This window comes from Massilia pseudoviolaceinigra (genome assembly GCF_030846505.1).
Classification (GTDB): domain Bacteria; phylum Pseudomonadota; class Gammaproteobacteria; order Burkholderiales; family Burkholderiaceae_D; genus Telluria_A; species Telluria_A violaceinigra.
In genome coordinates this window covers 50,090-66,092 of sequence record NZ_JAVCWL010000024.1, presented here as the reverse complement: position 1 = coordinate 66,092, position 16,003 = coordinate 50,090, and the positions used below count along the sequence as shown (strand labels likewise).

Genomic DNA, 16,003 nt, shown 5'->3' with positions numbered 1-16,003 from the left:
GACCGGGGTGCGCAGTGCTTCAATCAGGTCGGTCACAGTGGCTCCTTGGCGGCGCTGTCGGCCGGTGCATGCATGTTGTCGATGGTACCGGCGGCGGCCTGTTCGAGCGCGCGCACCACGGCGCGGCGCGCCATCGGAATCTTGAAATCGTTTTGTCCCTGGCCACGCGCGCCCGCCAGCAGCAGATCGGCACAGGCCTCGAAGGTGGCGCCGCCGGCCTGCCGGCCAACCAGCAGCTCCTCGGCGGCCTGCACGCGCCACGGTTTGTGGGCCACGCTGCCCAGGGCCACGCGCGCGGCGCGCACGGCGCCGTCCGGGCCGATGTCGAGGGCGGCTGCGACGGACACCAGTGCAAAGGCGTACGAAGCGCGGTCGCGGAACTTGAGGTAGGCCGAATGGGCCGCGAACTGCCCGGCCGGCGGCAGTTCGATGGCGTTGATCAGCTCACCGGGCAGCAGCGTGTTATCGCGCTCGGGATTGGCCCCGGGCAGGCGGTGGAAATCGGCGAAATCGATACGCCGTTCGCCCTGCTCCGAGCTGACGTGGACCACGGCGTCCAGCGCCGCCAGCGCCACGCACATGTCCGACGGATGGGTCGCGATGCAATGCTCGCTCGCGCCCAGGATCGCGTGCTGGCGCGTCAGCCCGCCGATGGCCGAACAGCCGCTGCCCGGTGCGCGCTTGTTGCAGGGCACGGCGATATCGTAAAAATAGTGGCAGCGCGTGCGTTGCAGCAGGTTGCCGCCATCAGTGGCCATGTTGCGGATCTGGGGCGAGGCGCCGGCCAGAATCGCCGCCGACAGCAGCGGGTAGCGGCTGCGCACCAGCGGGTGGTACGCGGTGTCGGCGTTGCGCGCGGTGGCGCCGAGCAGCAGGCCGCCTTGTGCCGTCGTGTCGATGGCGTCGAGCGGCAGGTTGTTGATATCGACCAGCGCTGCGGGGCGCATGACGCCCTCTTTCATCAGGTCGATCAGATTGGTGCCGCCGGCGATGAAGGCGGCGTTGCCGCCGGCGGCCTGGCGCAGCGCCTCGGCGCTGGCCTGCGGCGCATGGAAAGTGATCGGGTTCATGCCGGCACCGTGCCGGGAATATAAGGGCGGTCCGGATTGTCCTTGTGTTCGGCCAGGCCCATCACCTGCGTAACGGCGGCGACGATCTGCGGATAGGCGCCGCAGCGGCAGACGTTGCCGCTCATCAGTTCGCGCACTTCGGCTACCGTGCGCGCTTCACCTTCCTTCATCAAGCCAATGGCCGAACACAGCTGGCCGGGCGTGCAGTAGCCGCACTGGAAAGCATCGTGATCGATGAAGGCTTGTTGCAGCGGATGAAGCCGGTCGCCATCGGCCAAGCCTTCCACCGTGACGATGTCCTTGCCATTTTGCATGACCGCCAGGGTCAGGCAGGAATTGATGCGCTTGCCGCCAACGAGCACGGTGCAGGCACCGCACTGCCCGTGGTCGCAGCCCTTCTTGGTGCCGGTCATGCTCAGGCGCTCGCGCAGCAGGTCAAGCAGGGTGACCCAGGCTTCCACCTCGACTTGCCGCTGTTCGCCATTAATGCGCAGACTGATGGGATAGGTAGCGGCGGCGGGCGTGCGCGCGGCGTTGGTGTGTGCGTCCATGGGATAGTCAACTCAGCTTGTGCGGGAGTTAACTTTATCCAGAATGCACTGTTTTATCTGTTAGCGAACGAACGTTCGTAAATTACGGTCAATAATTTTTGCGTCGTATCGTTCACAATTTTGGGAGAGACGCGCGGCTGGCTCAGCCGCAAGTTCCCTTGACGCTGTCGTGGAAATGAAACTGCTCCCAATCGGTGAGGCGGCGCGTCGCCGCGCCCAGGAGCACCCGCTCGGCCACGGCGACGGGCACTTCCGACGCGCGGAAATACGCAAGCGCCACCTGGCGGCTGAGAGTGCGGTCGTACGTGACGCCAAGGTCGACCAGTAAGGACAAGCCGCTGTTGTCGCATCGGCGGCGATCGGGAGCATTCAAGTGTCAGCCTTTCTGGTCGGGTTTCACTACCCTTTTTTTACGATAACCGAGATTTATCGCATTCACAAATAGTGCTTTGCTATTGATGATTTCCTAACTTGAAAATGTACAACAATTTCCTGACGCCATTGGTTCTGTTGAACCCACCCCTGTTGCTTAACTGTGTTGGCGTGCTTCATAAAGCAGTGTTAAATTGTCTACTTTTGGTAACTGAGGAGGCGCGATGGAACGCTATGAACGCCACTTCGTATCTCAGCGAATTGGCAGAGCGGTTGGTGCGGTGAAGTTTGATGGCGGTGGGTTGGGCGTGGTGGAAATCAGGGCAACGGATACGCCGGCGCGGATGTCGTTTTCGTTCACCCTGGCAGGCAGCACGGATGAGCAGCAGGCAACGCCGGTCCTGGCCGAAGTGCTGTTGAGGACAGCGATATCCCAGGTTCACAAGGAGCTCCTCAAGCCCCAGCCAATCGGGACGGACGGGCACCGCTGCCTGTCGAATGCGTGTGCTCCCTGGATCGGCGACCTGGAGGTGGCGCCGTACGGCGGTGCGACGTCCGGCTATGCCTCCCAGGCGGAGCGCGCGGGAGGTTAGCGCAGGCGGTGCGTCAAGACGGCGAGTCGGGACAGGATGCTCGTATCAGTGGCGAGCGTCGCGGCCGCCGCCGTGACTGTGACTGAGTGTTTCCACCGGTGCGCTGGCGCCGTTCACGCCTTCAAAAAAGAAGGGCTTGCGTGCTTTCGGGGTGGCGCCGACCTCGTTCATCGTCGCCGTCTCGTACACGCGGCCCCCGATCATCACGTGCGTGAGCCGGTCCGAGCTGCGAATATCCTTTACCACATCGCCGTCGATGATCGCCAGGTCGGCCAGCTTGCCCACTTCGAGCGATCCGACATCCTTGTCCAGCCCCAGGTAACGGGCGCCGTTGAGGGTGGCGGCGCGGATCGCTTCGAGCGGGGTCATGCCGCCGTTAACGAGCGACCACATCTCCCAGTGCGCACCCAGTCCTTCGCGCTGGCCGTGCGCGCCGATGTTGACCGGTACGCCCACCCGCTGCAAGGCTGTGGCCGTGCGCGCCACGCGGTGCACATTGAAGTCTTCTTCCGGCGCCGTCTCGCGCCGGATGCTGCGCGGCTCCAGCACCGCACGCGGCACGTAGCGCGACAGGATCGGATGGCGCCACACATCGGTGCGCGCGTACCAGTAATGCTCGCCATCGAGGCCGCCGTAGGACACCACCAGCGTCGGCGTGTAGCCTACCTTTGTCTGCGACCACAGCTGCTTGACGTCGTCATAGGCGTTTTCCACCGGCAGCGAGTGCTCGACGCCGGTGTGGCCGTCCACCACCATCGTCATATTGTGCTGGAACAGCGAGCCGCCTTCGGGCACCACCATCATGCCCGTCTGGCGCGCCGCTTCCAGGATTTGCTGGCGCTGCTCGCGGCGCGGCTGGTTGTAGCTCTTGACACTGATCGCCCCACCCTCCTTGAGGCGGCGCACATGGGTCAGCGCATCGTCCAGGCTGTCGACGGGCGCGCTGAAATTGCCCTTGGCGCCGTACAGGATCGTGCCGGTCGAATAGATGCGCGGCGCCACGATCTGGCCGCTGCGCTGCAGCTCGCTGTGGGTGAAGATGGTGCCGGTGTCGTTGGACGGGTCGTGCACGGTGGTCACGCCGAAGGCCAGGCCGGCGTAATCGACCCAGCTTTGCTGCGGCACGATGCCGTCCTCGCCCATCGCGCCGTGCCAGTGCGCGTCGACCAGCCCCGGAATGATGCTCTTGCCGGTGGCGTCGATGCGGGTCGCACCAGGCGGCACGGCAACGTCGGCCGCCTTGCCGATGGCGGCGATGCGCTTGTCGCGGATGACGATGCGCCCGTTCTCGATGACTTCGTCGCCCTTCATCGTCACGATGCGCGCGCCATCGATGACGACGGTGGCGCGCGGCGAGCTAGAAGGCGCGCGAAAGCCGATTTTCACGCCAGGCTGGGCCGCCAGCGCGATCATGCGCAGCTTTTCCTTCTTGGCGTCCGGGTCGCTCGGTGCAAAGGCGTTTTTGAGCTCGCGCGTAAACAGCTGCTCGCCCAGCGAATAATGCAGCGCGCTGCTGTCGCCCGACCAGTGCAGGTAGTCGCCGGCGTCGGCGTCGAGCTGGCGCACCGGCAAGGCTTCGGTCTTTTCGCCGATGGTGATGACCTTGCCGGCCAGCGGCAGCGGCGCCACCCAGGTGTGGAAACGCTCGCCGTAAGCGAGCCAGGCGCCGTCCGGCGACAGGCTGAAATTGGTCACGAACTCGCCCTTGGCGATGGCGTGCTCTTCATGTTTGTCGAGGCGGATGCGCACCAGCGAGGTCATCGCATCGACTTCGCCCGTGCTGGCCGTGCGCGTGACGTACACATGGTTGCCGTCGGCGGCGTATTGGGGCGCGCGGCCATCGTCGGTCACCAGCACCGGTTTGCCCTTGCCGTCGCTGGCGACCTTGTAGACGCCCGTGTCGAGCCCATGCCACGGGCTGAGCAGGAAGCGGCCCTGGCTCTTGACGTAGACCACGTCCTTGCCGTCGGGCGAGAACGCCGGCTCCAGGTATTTGCCGGGCGCCGTGGTCAGGGTGGTTTCCTTGCCGCTTTTCAGATCGAGCGTGCGGATCGAGCCCAGTTTTTCGTCATCCCAGGTGGCGAAGACGATGCGCTGGCCGTCGCGCGAGAACTTGGGGAAGTATTCAAAGTGGTCGCCCTGGCGCGTCAGGCGCCGCGGCTCGCCGTTGGGCAAGTCGCGCACATACAGATGACCTAGCGCGGAGTAGACGACTTTATTGCCCTGTGGCGCAACGTTGACCCAGCGCAGCTGGCGCACGTCGAACTGGTCCGGTGCGACGGCGTGGGTAAAGCGCAGCGCCTCGCGCACCTCGCGCGTGTCCTTGACGTGGAATGGAATTTCCCTGGCCGACTTCGCAAACGGATCGACGCGCCAGATCTTGCCCTTGGCCCAGACCACGATCTCCTTACTGCCCGGCATCCAGCTAAACGCCGGATACACGCCATGGACGGCCCAGGCTTCCTGCAGATCACGTTCCAGCCCATCCCAGACGGGCGTTTCGATGCCGCTGGCAAGATCCTTCAGGAACAGGGTCGACTGATTGCGTACCCGGCGCACGAAGGCCAGGTAGTTGCCGTCCGGCGACGGGGTCGGCCGCACGGCGCCGCCCGGGCCGCTGACGAAGGGCTTGGTTTTTTCTTCTTTCAAGTCGCGCCGGAAGATCTGGTAGATCTGCGCGTTGGAATTCTTGTTGTACTCGAACACCGTGCCGGCGGTCGTGTCCTGCGAGTAGTAGACGTAGCGTCCGTCCGGCGAAAACGCGGGCTCGCCCAGGTCCTTCTGCCAGTTCGGCTTTTCGTTGAGCTGCACCCCGCCGCCTTGGGTATGGAACATCCAGATTTCGCCGGAACCGAGCGAGCGCGTGCCGGAATAATGCTTGCGCGCGGCGATGAACTTGCCGTTCGGATGCCATACCGGGTTGTTCAACAGGCGAAATTTCTCCTTGCTCACTTCGCGCGCGCCGCTGCCGTCGACATTCATGATCCAGACATTGTCGCCGCCGGCCGCGTCCGACATGTAAGCGAGCTGCTTGCCGTCCGGCGAAAAGCGCGCCTGCATTTCCCAGGCCACCGAATGGGTCAGCGGTTTCGCTTCGCCGCCGGCAACCGGCAACAGATACAGGTCGCCGAGCAGGTCGAACACGATGTGCTTGCCGTCGGGGCTGACGTCGACGCTCATCCAGGTGCCGCTGGCGGTATCGATCTTGACGATGCTGGCCGTGCCGGGGGGATTGTTGACGTCCCACTTTTTCTTGTCGGCGTCGTCATCGGCGCTGGCGCCTGAGGCGAAGGAGGCCAGGATGGCGGCCAGGACGGTTGCGCGAAGTGGGTGCATGCGGCTCTGAGTGGAATGGGTTGACGGTGCGGCGGCGCGCTCGGGCGCTGCCTGGGAGCCACCGATTCTACGATGAGGAAGACGCGCCCGGCAAACCTTCGCGCGCCCCGGCGCCGTGTAAAGACGCACGGATGCGACAATGTGCCGCTAACGCATGCGCGCCAGGTAGTACACGGTCAAAGCAGGCGCAATTCGCGCGCCCGCGCAATCGCGGCGGTGCGGCTGCCGACTTGCAGCTTCTGGTAGATATTTCTCAAATACCATTTGGCCGTCCCTTCCGAAATGCCCATCTGCACGGCCACGCGCCGGTTATCCAAACCGCATTGCACCAGTTTCAAAATCTCGACTTCGCGCGCGCTGATCACCGCCGCGCCGAGTGCGGCGCCGAAGGCGCGCGTGCTGGCCACGGCAAAATTGCACGCGCTGAGCAGGCTGCCCAAGCCATCCTGCGCCGCCAACGGCGTGCGCCGGCGCAGTTCCTCCAGCACGGCCCGCACTTCCGGCCCCTCGTCCACGATCGAGCGGCACAAGCCGCCGGCGCTGGCCAGTCCGACCGCCGTGTCGAGCACGGCGCAGGCGTCGTCCATCCTGCCGGTCTGCTGCAGCAGCACGCTTTTCAGCGCCAGCAGGCGCACCGTCAGGCGCACGCGCTGCTGTTTGCGCGTCTGCATCAGCAAGTCGTCGATCGCCAGGCCCAGTCCCTGCAGGCGCCCGGTGGCCAGCCGCAGGCGCAGTTCGATCAGCACCAGATCGGACGAGCGCGCCAGCGCGCCCGCCTCGCCCGGCTGCGCCAGATCGATCCCGGCGCCGCGCCCGACCTTGAGCGCGTCGTCGATGCGGCCCTGCTGCAGGTAGACGCGCACGCGCTCGGCCTGCAAGGCCACGGTCAGGCGCGGCAGGCTGCGCTCGCGGCCGAGCGCCAGGCCCTCCGACAGACAGGCATCGGCCGCCTCGCCTTGCTGATCGAAGCGCAGCACGCGCGACGAGGTCAAAAAGGCAGCGATAAAATTGGTCACCAGGCCGTACTTGGACGACATGCCGAAGGCGCTGGCCAGCACCTTGCGCGCAAGGTCGACCTGGCCGCGCTCATACGCGGCATCGGCCAGTTGAATGCCGGTGTTGGCGGCAATGATCGAATAGCGCCCCAGCTCGCGGCAGTTTTCCTCGTACAGGGCGCTCAGGCCCCGTTCGGCCTCGCGCGCCTGGCCGCGTTCGAGCGCGATCACGTAGCGCATGCGGCGGCAGCCGGCCACGCCCGCATAATAATCGCAGCGTTCGTAAAACGCCTGCGCGCTCTGGCCCAGCGCCACGGCCTCGCGATAATCGTGTTCGATAAAGGCGAAGCACGCCGCCGCCAGCTTGACGCGCGCGATGTCGATCGGATTGCCGGTGCGCTCCCATTGCGCGCCCCAGGTCCGTTTGCTTTCGCGCACGCGCTCGACCCGGTTGCTGAACACATGAAACATATACCAGCAGATCTGCAGGTCGCCCAGGATGGCCGCATCGATCGCGTCCTTGCCGTCGTAGACGCTGACCGCATAGCGCAGCGCCAGGTCCGACTCGATCGCCAGCAGCGCGCTTTGCGCTTCGCGCAGGCGCCCGCTCCACATCACCGAGCGCACATACGACAGGCGCAGGGTGATGCGGTCGAACAGCGTCTCCTCCGGCAGGCGCTGATACCAGCGGATCACCTGATCGTGCTCGCCGCGGCGCTGCGTGACATCCTCGACGCAGCGCTCGATCAGGTCCGCCGCCAGATTCACGTCGCCGCTCTGGAAGGCGCAGCGGATCGCCTCGTCGCGCAACCCTTCGCGCGCGAACCAGGCGCTGGCCGCGCGGTTGGCCAGGCACACCTGGTCGGGCGCGCCGGCGGCGGTGGCGCCGCGCAGATAGTCGGACAACAGATGATGGTAGCGATACCACTGCCCGCCATCGTCGAGCACAATCAAAAACAGATTGTGGGCGCGAATCCACGCCATCGTCGCGCTAGCATCGTGCTGCCCCAGCGCCTCGCTGCACAGCGCCAGCGAAAAGCGGTCGAACAAGGCCGTCAGGCTCAGAAAGCGCATGACGGTCGGCGGCACCTGCGACAGCACCGCTTCGAGCAGATAGGCGCTCACGTCGCAGTCGGCGCCGGAAAATTCGTCGATGAAGGCGCCGCCGCGGCCGTCGGCCTGCAGCGCCATCGCCACCAGCTGCAAGCCGGCGGCCCAGCCCTCCGTGCGCTCGAACAAGGTGCGCACCTGGTCGGCGTCCAGCGCCGGCAGCTGCGCCGCGTGCAGGAAGCACGCGGTTTCGTCCAGGGTCAGACTCAGTTCGGCGGTGCCGATGTCGGCCAGCACCTGCTGGCGGCGCAGGTCGTCCATGGTGGACGGCAGCCGGTAGCGGCTGGCGATCAGCACGCGCAGGCAGTCCGGGCTCACGCTCAGCAGCCACGCCAGCACCGCGTGGATGGCTGGATTGTCGATCAGGTGATAATCGTCGAGGAACAGCGCCAGCGGCGTGGCGCGCGCGGCCAGGTCCTCGCACACCGAACGCAGAATCGCCTTGAGCGCGTCGACGTTAGCCTCGCACACGTCGGCCAGCCGGTACTCGCCGATGCCGGGCAGCGCGCGCTGGGCCGCTTCGATCACATACTGCAAGAAGCGCGCCGTCTCGTTGTCTTCCGGGTCCAGGTTCACCCAGCAGGTGGGGCAGCCGTCGGCGTCGAGCGCGCGGGCCAGTTTCAGCAGCGAGGTGGTCTTGCCGAAACCGGCCGGCGCGCTCAGGCACACCACGCGCCGCTCCAGGGCCGCCGCCAGCGCGCGGTCGAGCCGCGCCAGCGCCACCAGTTCACCCGCCACCGACGGCCGGCGGAACTTGGTTTCGATGAAGCGCCCTTCCGGGCGCGGCGCGCGCGGCATCGTCACGGCTGGATCGGGTGTGGCCATCTGGTCACAGCAGGTTCAGGCTGCGTGCGCGCGCGACGGCGCTGCTGCGGTTGCGCACCGCCAGCTTGGCGAAGATATTATGCAGATGCCACTTGACCGTCCCTTCCGAGACGAACAGCTGCGCGGCCAGCTCGCGGTTGGCCAGCCCGCGTTCGGCCAGTCTGAGCACCTGCACCTCGCGCGGCGACAGGGCATGCGCCTCCGGCGCCGCGGCCGGTGCCACCTCGTCCGCCGCGGCGTCGGCCGCCGTGCCGCAAGCAGCCAGCACCTGTGCCAGGTAGTCCGGCGTCACCAGGCGCGCATCGCGCCGGTGCGACTGCGACTGCCACGCACCGTGACCGGCGACGATGGCGCGCACGTGCGGCGCCTCGTCGGCGATCGAGCGGCACAAGCCACCCTCGTCGCCGATCAGCAGCGCCTCATGGATCGCCGCTCCCGCTTCTTCGTGCTCGGCCCGTCCGCCGTGGTAGCGCGCCTGCAGGCACAGGAGCTTGACCAGCATGCGCATGCGCCCCTGGAGTCGCGCGCGAGCGATCAGTTCCTGGAGCCGGGCGGCGATGGCATCGGCATCGGTCGCGCCCTGCTCCAGGCGCAGCCGGATGCGCGCGATGCCGACCGCGACTTCCTCGGCCTCGCCACGGCCTTGGACGGCCGGTCCGGCCGCCGCATCGATGGCATCGAGCGCGCTTTCGTGGCTGGCCGCCAGCGCCACATCGTCGCGCAGCAGCGCCAGCCGGATGCGCTCGGCCATCAGGATGCGCGCCAGGCGCAGCTGCTTGCACTGGAGGGCGCCGGCCACGCCGTTCGACAGCACCGCGTCGGCGGCGCCGGCCTGGCCCTGCACGCACAGCAGGCGCGCGCGGGTCAGGTAAGCGGCCATGTAGTCTTCGAGCAGTCCGAAACCGTTGGGAAGCGCGCTGCCCTCCCCGTCCGCCGGCAGGACCGGATCGGTCGGAATCGTCAGCGCGCTGTCGAGCGCCGCGTCGGCCGCATCGATCTTGTTCAGTTCATAGGCCGCCTGCGCCAGATGCACGCCGGTGTGCGAGGCCACCATCGAATCGGCGCCGAGCCGGGCGCGGTTGGTCAGGTACAGCGCCGCCAGTACCCGCTCGGCCTCGCGCGCCTGGCCTTGTTCGAGCCGGATGATGCTGATGAAACGCTCGGTCCACACCACGCCGGAATAGAAATCGGCGGCGGCGTAAAAGGTCTCGGCGCTCTGGTAAGACTGTTCGGCGACGGCGTAATCGTGCGCCACGAAGGCGCTGTAGCCGATCGCGATATGCGCACGCGCGATATCGGACGGCGGCGCCGACGGACCCCAGCGCTCCAGCCACGCGCGGCTGCGGCTGGCCGCCAGCGCGGTCTTGTCCTGGAACGCATACAGCAGGCACCACAGCATCTCCATGCTGCACAGGGCGGCAGCGGCACCGGGCACGGGAGGGCCGCTCCCCAGGTCGTATTCCAGCTCGGCCAGCGCGTTTTCGGCCTGCTCGAAGCGGTTGTTCCAGATGCTTGAGCGGATGAAGGTCAGGCGCAGCTGCACGCGCTGGGTCAGCAACCGGTACGGGACGGCGGACATCCAGCGCAGCAGGGTGTCGAAACCGGCGCGGCCACGGATAAGCTCATCGACACAGCCCGCGATCAGGTCGATCGCGCGCGTGCTCTCGTCGCCGGCCAGGGCATAGCGGATCGCTTCATCGTTGGCGCCGGCGCGCTCGCACCAATGGCTGGCGGCGCGGTAGTCGGCGCGCGCCGCGTCGGCGTCCGTGTCCAGGTAGCGCTTGCGCAGGTGGTCGCTCAGCAGATGGTGATAGCGAAACCACTGGCCGCGCCGGTCGAGCGGGATCAAGAACAGGTTGTGCGCGCCGATCCAGTCGATCAGTTCCGGCGCGTCGCGCAGCGCCAGCGCATCCTGGCACAAGCTGCTCGAAAAACGGTCGAACAAGGCCGTGCGCGACATGAACTGGTCGACGTGGGGCGGCAGGCGCGCCAGCACCGCGTTCATCAGATACGACGCGATATCGTGCGCGCTGCCCGAAAAATCGCGGATAAAACGTTCCCGGTCGCTGGCATTTTGCAGCGCGATGGCGGCCAGCTGCAGCCCCGCCGCCCAGCCTTCGGTGCGTTCGTACAGCACGCCGCCGTGAGCGGCGTCGAGCGCGCCCGCGCCCACCACGCCCATGAAGGCGCACGCTTCGTCGCGCGTCAGGCTCAAGTCGGCCGCGCCAAGGTCGGCCACGCCGCCGCACAGGCGCAGGCGGCTCAGTTTCAGGGGAATCCGGCTGCGCGATCCGATATACAGGGTCAGCTGGACCGGGCTGACCGCCAGCACCCAGTCCATCAGCTCGTGCACGGCCGGATTGGTGATGACATGGTAGTCGTCGAAAAACAGCGCCACGTCGCAGCTCTGGTGCGCCAGGCGGTTGCACATGGCCAGCAGTTGCGCGCGGCCCGTGGCGTGCGCCGTGGCGCTGGCCACCGGGGCGTGCGCGGCGGCCAGCGCGGCCGTCATGTGGTCCAGGAAGCACTCGACATCGTTGTCGGCCTCGTCGAGATTGATCCAGCAGGTGCCCACCGCGCGCGTTGCCAGCGCGGCCAGCTGCTGCGCCATGGTCGTGCTCTTGCCGAAACCGGCCGGGGCGGTCAGGCACACGATGCGGGCGGCCGCCACCGCCGCGATGCGCTCATGCAGGCGCGGAACGGGGAAAAACCTGGCCGGCAATGCCGGCGGATGAAATTTCGATTCGTTTTGCATGGGTCGGGCGAGCGAAAACACAGAACTGGCGGCTGCATATGCCACCGCCAAATCGTGAACCATGGCGGTTAGATTTGTGACAATTGCATTACATCTTAACCGAAAAGCATCTAACGAAAAGAGTGAATTGTTACTTTTTCACCGCACCGGCCTGCACGGCATGCACAATTGCCCAACAGAATAGTTCATGACGGATATACAAATTTGCAGGAGGAATTTAGTTGAATAAGCAGGGAAGCGAACCTAACTTTCGATAGGTAGCCATTGCGGCGCTTCATGCTCTGATGTACTCACGGGCGCCTTTCGCGACCGGCCCAGCGGCCAAGAGACTGCCGCCGTATCAAAAACAATCATAAGGATAATCTATGCGCGCACATATTTATGTTGGCGGAAAGCAATTGCATGAAAGCTGCATGGCAAACATTCGTGAGTTTCGCTCCGCTGGCGCTTGCAATGAACTGCTCGCCTTCACCGAACTCGACGTCTCGGTGCTCAATGTGCACGGCGGCAGTGCCGACTTCCTGTGCGACGCCAGCCTGGCCAATATCCTGCTGGTCGACAGCCGCGAATACCATCTGCTCGACGCCATCGCCCCGGCCCAGCGCATGGCGCGCGGCCTGGCCGGCCAGGGCCTCTGTCCCGCGCCCCTGATCCTGGCGGTCGATGCCCATCAGCCTCCGCCCGGCGCCACCGACAGCCTGGTACGGGCGGCCGACTGGGTATTCGCGCCGGTCAGCCCGACCGACCTGCTGCGCCGCGCATCGCTGCTGCTGCGCCGTATGCAAACGCTGTACCAGGGCACGCTCGACGCGGTCCAGCCGCGAGCGGCATTCCCGTCCGCGCCATCGCTGACGCTGCATGCCGCGTCGCTCTCGGTGGCCTACCAGGACCGCACCATCCGCCTGAGCCGCGCCGAATTCATGCTGGTCGATCTGTTTCTCAGCCGCACGGGCGGCGTGGTCTCGTTCGGCGAACTGTCCGAATTCTTCCAGACGCAGGGCAAGGCCGACACGCGCAGCAATATTCGCGTCGGCATCTTCGAGCTGCGCCTCAAGCTCGAACAACTGAGCGGTTGCGCGCTGGGCCTGGTCAGCATTTACCGCCAGGGCTATGCCTTGCGCCACACCAGCGGCCGCAGCCCGCGGCAGTGCGGCGACTACCTCACAAGCGGGTCAGGCAGCGACTGGCCTCGGCAATCTCGCGCTGAAACGGGTTGTTGACACTGCTGGCCTTCAGTTCATACCTGAAGACCACCTCGTCGACGTCGAAACTGAGCGCAAAGCGGTCCGCTTGCGCGGTTTCTTGCGGGCGCCCCAGGTCGAGCATGTGCAGCCAGGCCCAGGCCCCCTCGGTATGCAAGGCTGCGCCGGCGGCGGACCCGGGCAGCCGCCGCACTTGCTCGCTGCCTTTGCTGTCAGGCACCTGGAAGCGCGTCGCGGCGCTTGCCCCGGCGGCCCCATGGCTGAGAAGCTGGCCCTCGATATCGGGCACTGCCCTGGCCTCGGCCAGGTCGAGCAGCGTGACGGGATGCGATTCGGGTACAGCGACGCGGTGGTCGAGCTGGTGACGCTGCGTTGTACCGAGAGCGGGCCGGGCGGCCGGATGATCGATGCAATCCTGACCAACTCGATGCTGCCCGATTTCAGCCCCAGTTCCTCACCGGCGGAATATAATCTGCCGGAACCGCACGCTGCGTCGAATTCCCGCCGCCCGCCGAATGTGTGCCGGATGCACTTTCAGGCCCAAGGATGGGTAAGCGATTTTTGCAGACTTTGAAAAGTTCTACTGATGAAAATTTACGAATGGGAGCGGGAAATCGCTCGGGTTTTTTCGGCAGAAAAAGTTACCGCTGATTTTTATGCTTATGCAGAATTTGATGGCATGAACAGCGGCACCAATATTGTTTGCACGATTGATGACGTCACATATGAGGTTCCCATCGGCACGCCGCTTGAGATTGTAGCCAGAGTTATCCAGTTTAATTCTTGCCCATCATTTGCGGAGATACGAGTGGTAGCGGCAGTCGGCGGCGTTCTTGATGAGGAACAGCGTTTCGTACCGCACGCAAAGTATTTTTTCGCCAAGCTCTACTACAACGAAGACTTTAAAGTGTACAGCGCGGATGTGGAGAGGTTTCAATAGTCAGTTGATTTTCTTTCAAGGAGGCTAGAACTGGCGCTCAGCGACTGTCCCGCGCCAACACGTAAAAAAGCCCGCTGCATGGCGGGCCTGATTATCTGGTCGCGCACTGTTGCCGCCTACCAGAGAGCAACAGGGCGCAGCGCCAGCATAAGCTATCAGAAATCGAACGCCGCCGACAAACGCACAGCACGCGGCGCACCCAGATTCACACGCCCCGCTCCCCACGCGCTTTCAAAGTACTCCTTGTCGGCCACGTTGGTCACGTAGGCACGCAGCACCACCGGCATCGCGCCGAAGCGCGTCGCGTAACGCGCGCCAAGATCCAGGGTCGTCCACGAATCGAGCTTCAGGGTGATGTCCTGCGACAGCCACTGCGAACCGGTGTAGTTCACGCGCGAGCTCAGTTCCAGCCCCGGCACCGCAGCAATCGCGTGATCGACGCCGATGTTGGCCGTCAGGCGCGGAATACCGAACTGCGCCTTGCCCTGATTGAGACCCTTGGCGGTCTTGGTCTGCTCGGCCTTGGTGTATGCCATGCCACCGAGCAAGGTGATGTCCTTGCCGGCTTTGCCGAATACATTCCACTCCACGCCACGGTTGCGCTGCTCGCCGTCGGTCGTCATGCGGTTGTTCGACTCGATCAGCGCCGGTTTGCTGATCTGGAACAGGCTCAAGGTCTGCGTCAAGGTATTCATCGCCCATTTCACGCCAACCTCGGCCTGCTTCGACTTGTACGGCTTGAACGTTTCGCCTTCGTTCGCATACGGCGCCTTGACGGTGGTGCCGGCGCTCAGGCCTTCCACGTAGTTGGCATACAGCGAGACGTTTTCGCCCCACGGTTTGACCACCACGCCAGCGAGCGGCGTGACGGCGGTTTCTTCGTAGTTGCTCAGCTTCTGGTGCACCTTTTGCGCGCGCACGCCGATGGTGACCTGCAGCTTGCCGTCGGCAAACCACATCGAATCGGCGGCGCTGACCGCGGTCATCACGTCGTCGTTGAACTGGCTGTAGGTCGATGCATCCTTCCCGGCCGGCATGATGATCGGGGTCGGGTTGTAGATGTTGCTGTTGATGGCCAAGGTGCCGTTGCCGCGGCTGCCGCCCTCGTAATTCATCACATTGGCCGCCACGGTGACCTTGTGCGCAATGGCGCCGGTGGCGAACTGGCCACGCACGCCCGTTTCAAAGGTGGTGGTGTCGTACTCGCCCCACGAGTTGTAGGCGGTGCCGGTGGCCTTGCCGCTGTCGCCGCCCGACACCGGCAGTACCGGACGGGTGCCGAAGATGAAACCGTCATACGAATGCTTGGCCGTGCCGGCCGAGGCGAAGGCGCTCCAGCCGGCACCGAGCCCGACCTGGCCGCGCACGATCAGGCCCTGGGTTTCGGTGTTGCCGTACACATCTTCGCCGTAGAAGAAGTTGGTGGAGCCGTGCGGCGCCTTCGGCACGCGGGTCCAGCCGGTGAGGACAGGCTGCATCGGCGCGCCCTTGCATACCTTGTTGGTCAGCGAGTAGGCGTCCATTTCCACGTTCCAGCCCTTGCCTTGATAGTCGACGGCCACGTGGCCGATCTCGCGCCGCTTGGTCTGGTGGTCCAGCCAGGTTTTGCCGCCGGACAGCACGCCGTTGACGCGTACGCCCAGGCTCTGGTCCGCGCCGAAGCGGCGCGCCACATCGGCGTGCACGCCGACGTTCGATTTGGTCGCAACCGAGGTCGTCACGCGGGTCAGCGGGGTGGCGCCGGCGCGCTTGGGCACCAGGTTGACCGCGCCGCCCACGTCGCCCGCCGGCGGCAGGCCCATCATCATCGCGCCGGGACCCTTGAGTACTTCGACGCGCTCGAACATGTCGGTCGGGGTGTTTTGCTCAGGGGCCAGGCCGTAGGCACCATTGATCGCCATCGATCCCGAACTCACGCCAAAACCGCGAATATTGAAGTTCTCGACGAGGTGGCCTTCGTTGGTGGTGGTACGCACCGACGGATCATTCTTGAGCACGGCGCCAATGGTCTGGGCCTGCTGGTCGGCGATGGTTTGGGTCGTGTAGGCGGTGATGTTGAACGGCGTGTCCATCACGCTCACGTTGCCGAGCACGCCGAGACGGGCGCCCTTGGCCACTTTGCCGCCGGGCGCGGCCGCCGGAAGGCTGTCCGCCGTTTCAGCAGCGGCCTTGACGGTGATTTCTTTCATGGTCTCGACGGGCGCCTGGGCCATTGCCGGCAGGGCCACGGTGGCGATCATGGTCATACAGGCCA

General features: G+C 65.4%; 12 protein-coding genes. 4 read left to right on the top strand and 8 right to left on the bottom strand.

Features of this window, described 5'->3' with window-relative positions:
* Nucleotides 1–32 precede the first annotated feature (32 nt).
* The 3 genes from RBA40_RS22335 to RBA40_RS22325 form a co-directional block, all read right to left on the bottom strand.
* Nucleotides 33–1,070, bottom strand: a complete 1,038-nt coding sequence (locus RBA40_RS22335; RefSeq protein ID WP_306650055.1) for an FAD binding domain-containing protein — start codon at nt 1,068–1,070, stop codon at nt 33–35.
* On the bottom strand, nt 1,067–1,621 hold the full coding sequence (locus RBA40_RS22330) for a (2Fe-2S)-binding protein (protein ID WP_306650053.1): 555 nt from the start codon (nt 1,619–1,621) through the stop codon (nt 1,067–1,069). Before RBA40_RS22330 ends, RBA40_RS22335 begins: the two co-directional genes overlap by 4 nt.
* A gap of 142 nt (nt 1,622–1,763) precedes the next feature.
* Entirely contained in the window at nt 1,764–1,994 is a 231-nt protein-coding gene (locus tag RBA40_RS22325) for a hypothetical protein (protein WP_306650052.1), read from the bottom strand.
* A 223-nt stretch (nt 1,995–2,217) separates the two neighbouring features.
* Between RBA40_RS22325 and RBA40_RS22320 the strand changes: the two genes are divergently transcribed.
* The gene (locus RBA40_RS22320; protein WP_306650050.1) at nt 2,218–2,586 is read left to right on the top strand and encodes a hypothetical protein; all 369 of its coding nucleotides are present in this window, start codon (nt 2,218–2,220) and stop codon (nt 2,584–2,586) included.
* Between the two features lie 45 nt (nt 2,587–2,631).
* Here RBA40_RS22320 and RBA40_RS22315 read toward each other — a convergent pair whose 3' ends face one another.
* The 3 genes from RBA40_RS22315 to RBA40_RS22305 form a co-directional block, all read right to left on the bottom strand.
* Nucleotides 2,632–5,922: an amidohydrolase family protein gene (locus tag RBA40_RS22315; protein WP_306650048.1), complete on the bottom strand. Its 3,291-nt coding sequence runs from the start codon at nt 5,920–5,922 to the stop codon at nt 2,632–2,634.
* A gap of 176 nt (nt 5,923–6,098) precedes the next feature.
* Nucleotides 6,099–8,852 (bottom strand): winged helix-turn-helix domain-containing protein, encoded by a 2,754-nt coding sequence (locus RBA40_RS22310; protein ID WP_306650046.1) that lies wholly within the window; start codon nt 8,850–8,852, stop codon nt 6,099–6,101.
* A 4-nt stretch (nt 8,853–8,856) separates the two neighbouring features.
* Entirely contained in the window at nt 8,857–11,607 is a 2,751-nt protein-coding gene (locus tag RBA40_RS22305) for a winged helix-turn-helix domain-containing protein (RefSeq protein ID WP_306650045.1), read from the bottom strand.
* A 413-nt stretch (nt 11,608–12,020) separates the two neighbouring features.
* Here RBA40_RS22305 and RBA40_RS22300 point away from each other — a divergent pair, with 413 nt between their 5' ends.
* On the top strand, nt 12,021–12,827 hold the full coding sequence (locus tag RBA40_RS22300; RefSeq protein WP_306650043.1) for a helix-turn-helix domain-containing protein: 807 nt from the start codon (nt 12,021–12,023) through the stop codon (nt 12,825–12,827).
* Here the strand turns inward: RBA40_RS22300 and RBA40_RS22295 are convergent.
* The gene (locus RBA40_RS22295) at nt 12,769–13,098 is read right to left on the bottom strand and encodes a type VI secretion IcmF C-terminal domain-containing protein (RefSeq protein ID WP_306650042.1); all 330 of its coding nucleotides are present in this window, start codon (nt 13,096–13,098) and stop codon (nt 12,769–12,771) included. The genes RBA40_RS22300 and RBA40_RS22295 overlap by 59 nt on opposite strands.
* On the opposite strand from RBA40_RS22295, the gene RBA40_RS22290 reads away from it, so the two are divergent.
* Both RBA40_RS22290 and RBA40_RS22285 read left to right on the top strand, forming a co-directional pair.
* Entirely contained in the window at nt 13,066–13,383 is a 318-nt protein-coding gene (locus tag RBA40_RS22290) for a hypothetical protein (protein WP_306650040.1), read from the top strand. The genes RBA40_RS22295 and RBA40_RS22290 overlap by 33 nt on opposite strands.
* A 12-nt stretch (nt 13,384–13,395) precedes the next feature.
* A complete protein-coding gene (locus RBA40_RS22285) occupies nt 13,396–13,749 on the top strand; it encodes a hypothetical protein (protein WP_306650038.1) in 354 nt (117 codons plus the stop codon).
* 155 nt (nt 13,750–13,904) lie between these two features.
* On the opposite strand, the gene RBA40_RS22280 is transcribed toward RBA40_RS22285, so the two are convergent.
* Entirely contained in the window at nt 13,905–15,995 is a 2,091-nt protein-coding gene (locus RBA40_RS22280) for a TonB-dependent receptor (protein ID WP_306650036.1), read from the bottom strand.
* Between the last annotated feature and the right edge of the window lie 8 nt (nt 15,996–16,003).

Excerpts from the sequence above, each read along its gene's own strand:
- RBA40_RS22280 (WP_306650036.1), bottom strand. The coding sequence starts at position 15,995 with ATGACCATGATCGCCACCGTGGCCCTGCCGGCAATGGCCCAGGCGCCC.
- RBA40_RS22290 (WP_306650040.1), top strand. The coding sequence starts at position 13,066 with ATGGCTGAGAAGCTGGCCCTCGATATCGGGCACTGCCCTGGCCTCGGC.
- RBA40_RS22285 (WP_306650038.1), top strand. The coding sequence starts at position 13,396 with ATGAAAATTTACGAATGGGAGCGGGAAATCGCTCGGGTTTTTTCGGCA.
- RBA40_RS22310 (WP_306650046.1), bottom strand. The coding sequence starts at position 8,852 with ATGGCCACACCCGATCCAGCCGTGACGATGCCGCGCGCGCCGCGCCCG.
- RBA40_RS22305 (WP_306650045.1), bottom strand. The coding sequence starts at position 11,607 with ATGCAAAACGAATCGAAATTTCATCCGCCGGCATTGCCGGCCAGGTTT.
- RBA40_RS22320 (WP_306650050.1), top strand. The coding sequence starts at position 2,218 with ATGGAACGCTATGAACGCCACTTCGTATCTCAGCGAATTGGCAGAGCG.
- RBA40_RS22315 (WP_306650048.1), bottom strand. The coding sequence starts at position 5,922 with ATGCACCCACTTCGCGCAACCGTCCTGGCCGCCATCCTGGCCTCCTTC.
- RBA40_RS22330 (WP_306650053.1), bottom strand. The coding sequence starts at position 1,621 with ATGGACGCACACACCAACGCCGCGCGCACGCCCGCCGCCGCTACCTAT.
- RBA40_RS22300 (WP_306650043.1), top strand. The coding sequence starts at position 12,021 with ATGGCAAACATTCGTGAGTTTCGCTCCGCTGGCGCTTGCAATGAACTG.
- RBA40_RS22335 (WP_306650055.1), bottom strand. The coding sequence starts at position 1,070 with ATGAACCCGATCACTTTCCATGCGCCGCAGGCCAGCGCCGAGGCGCTG.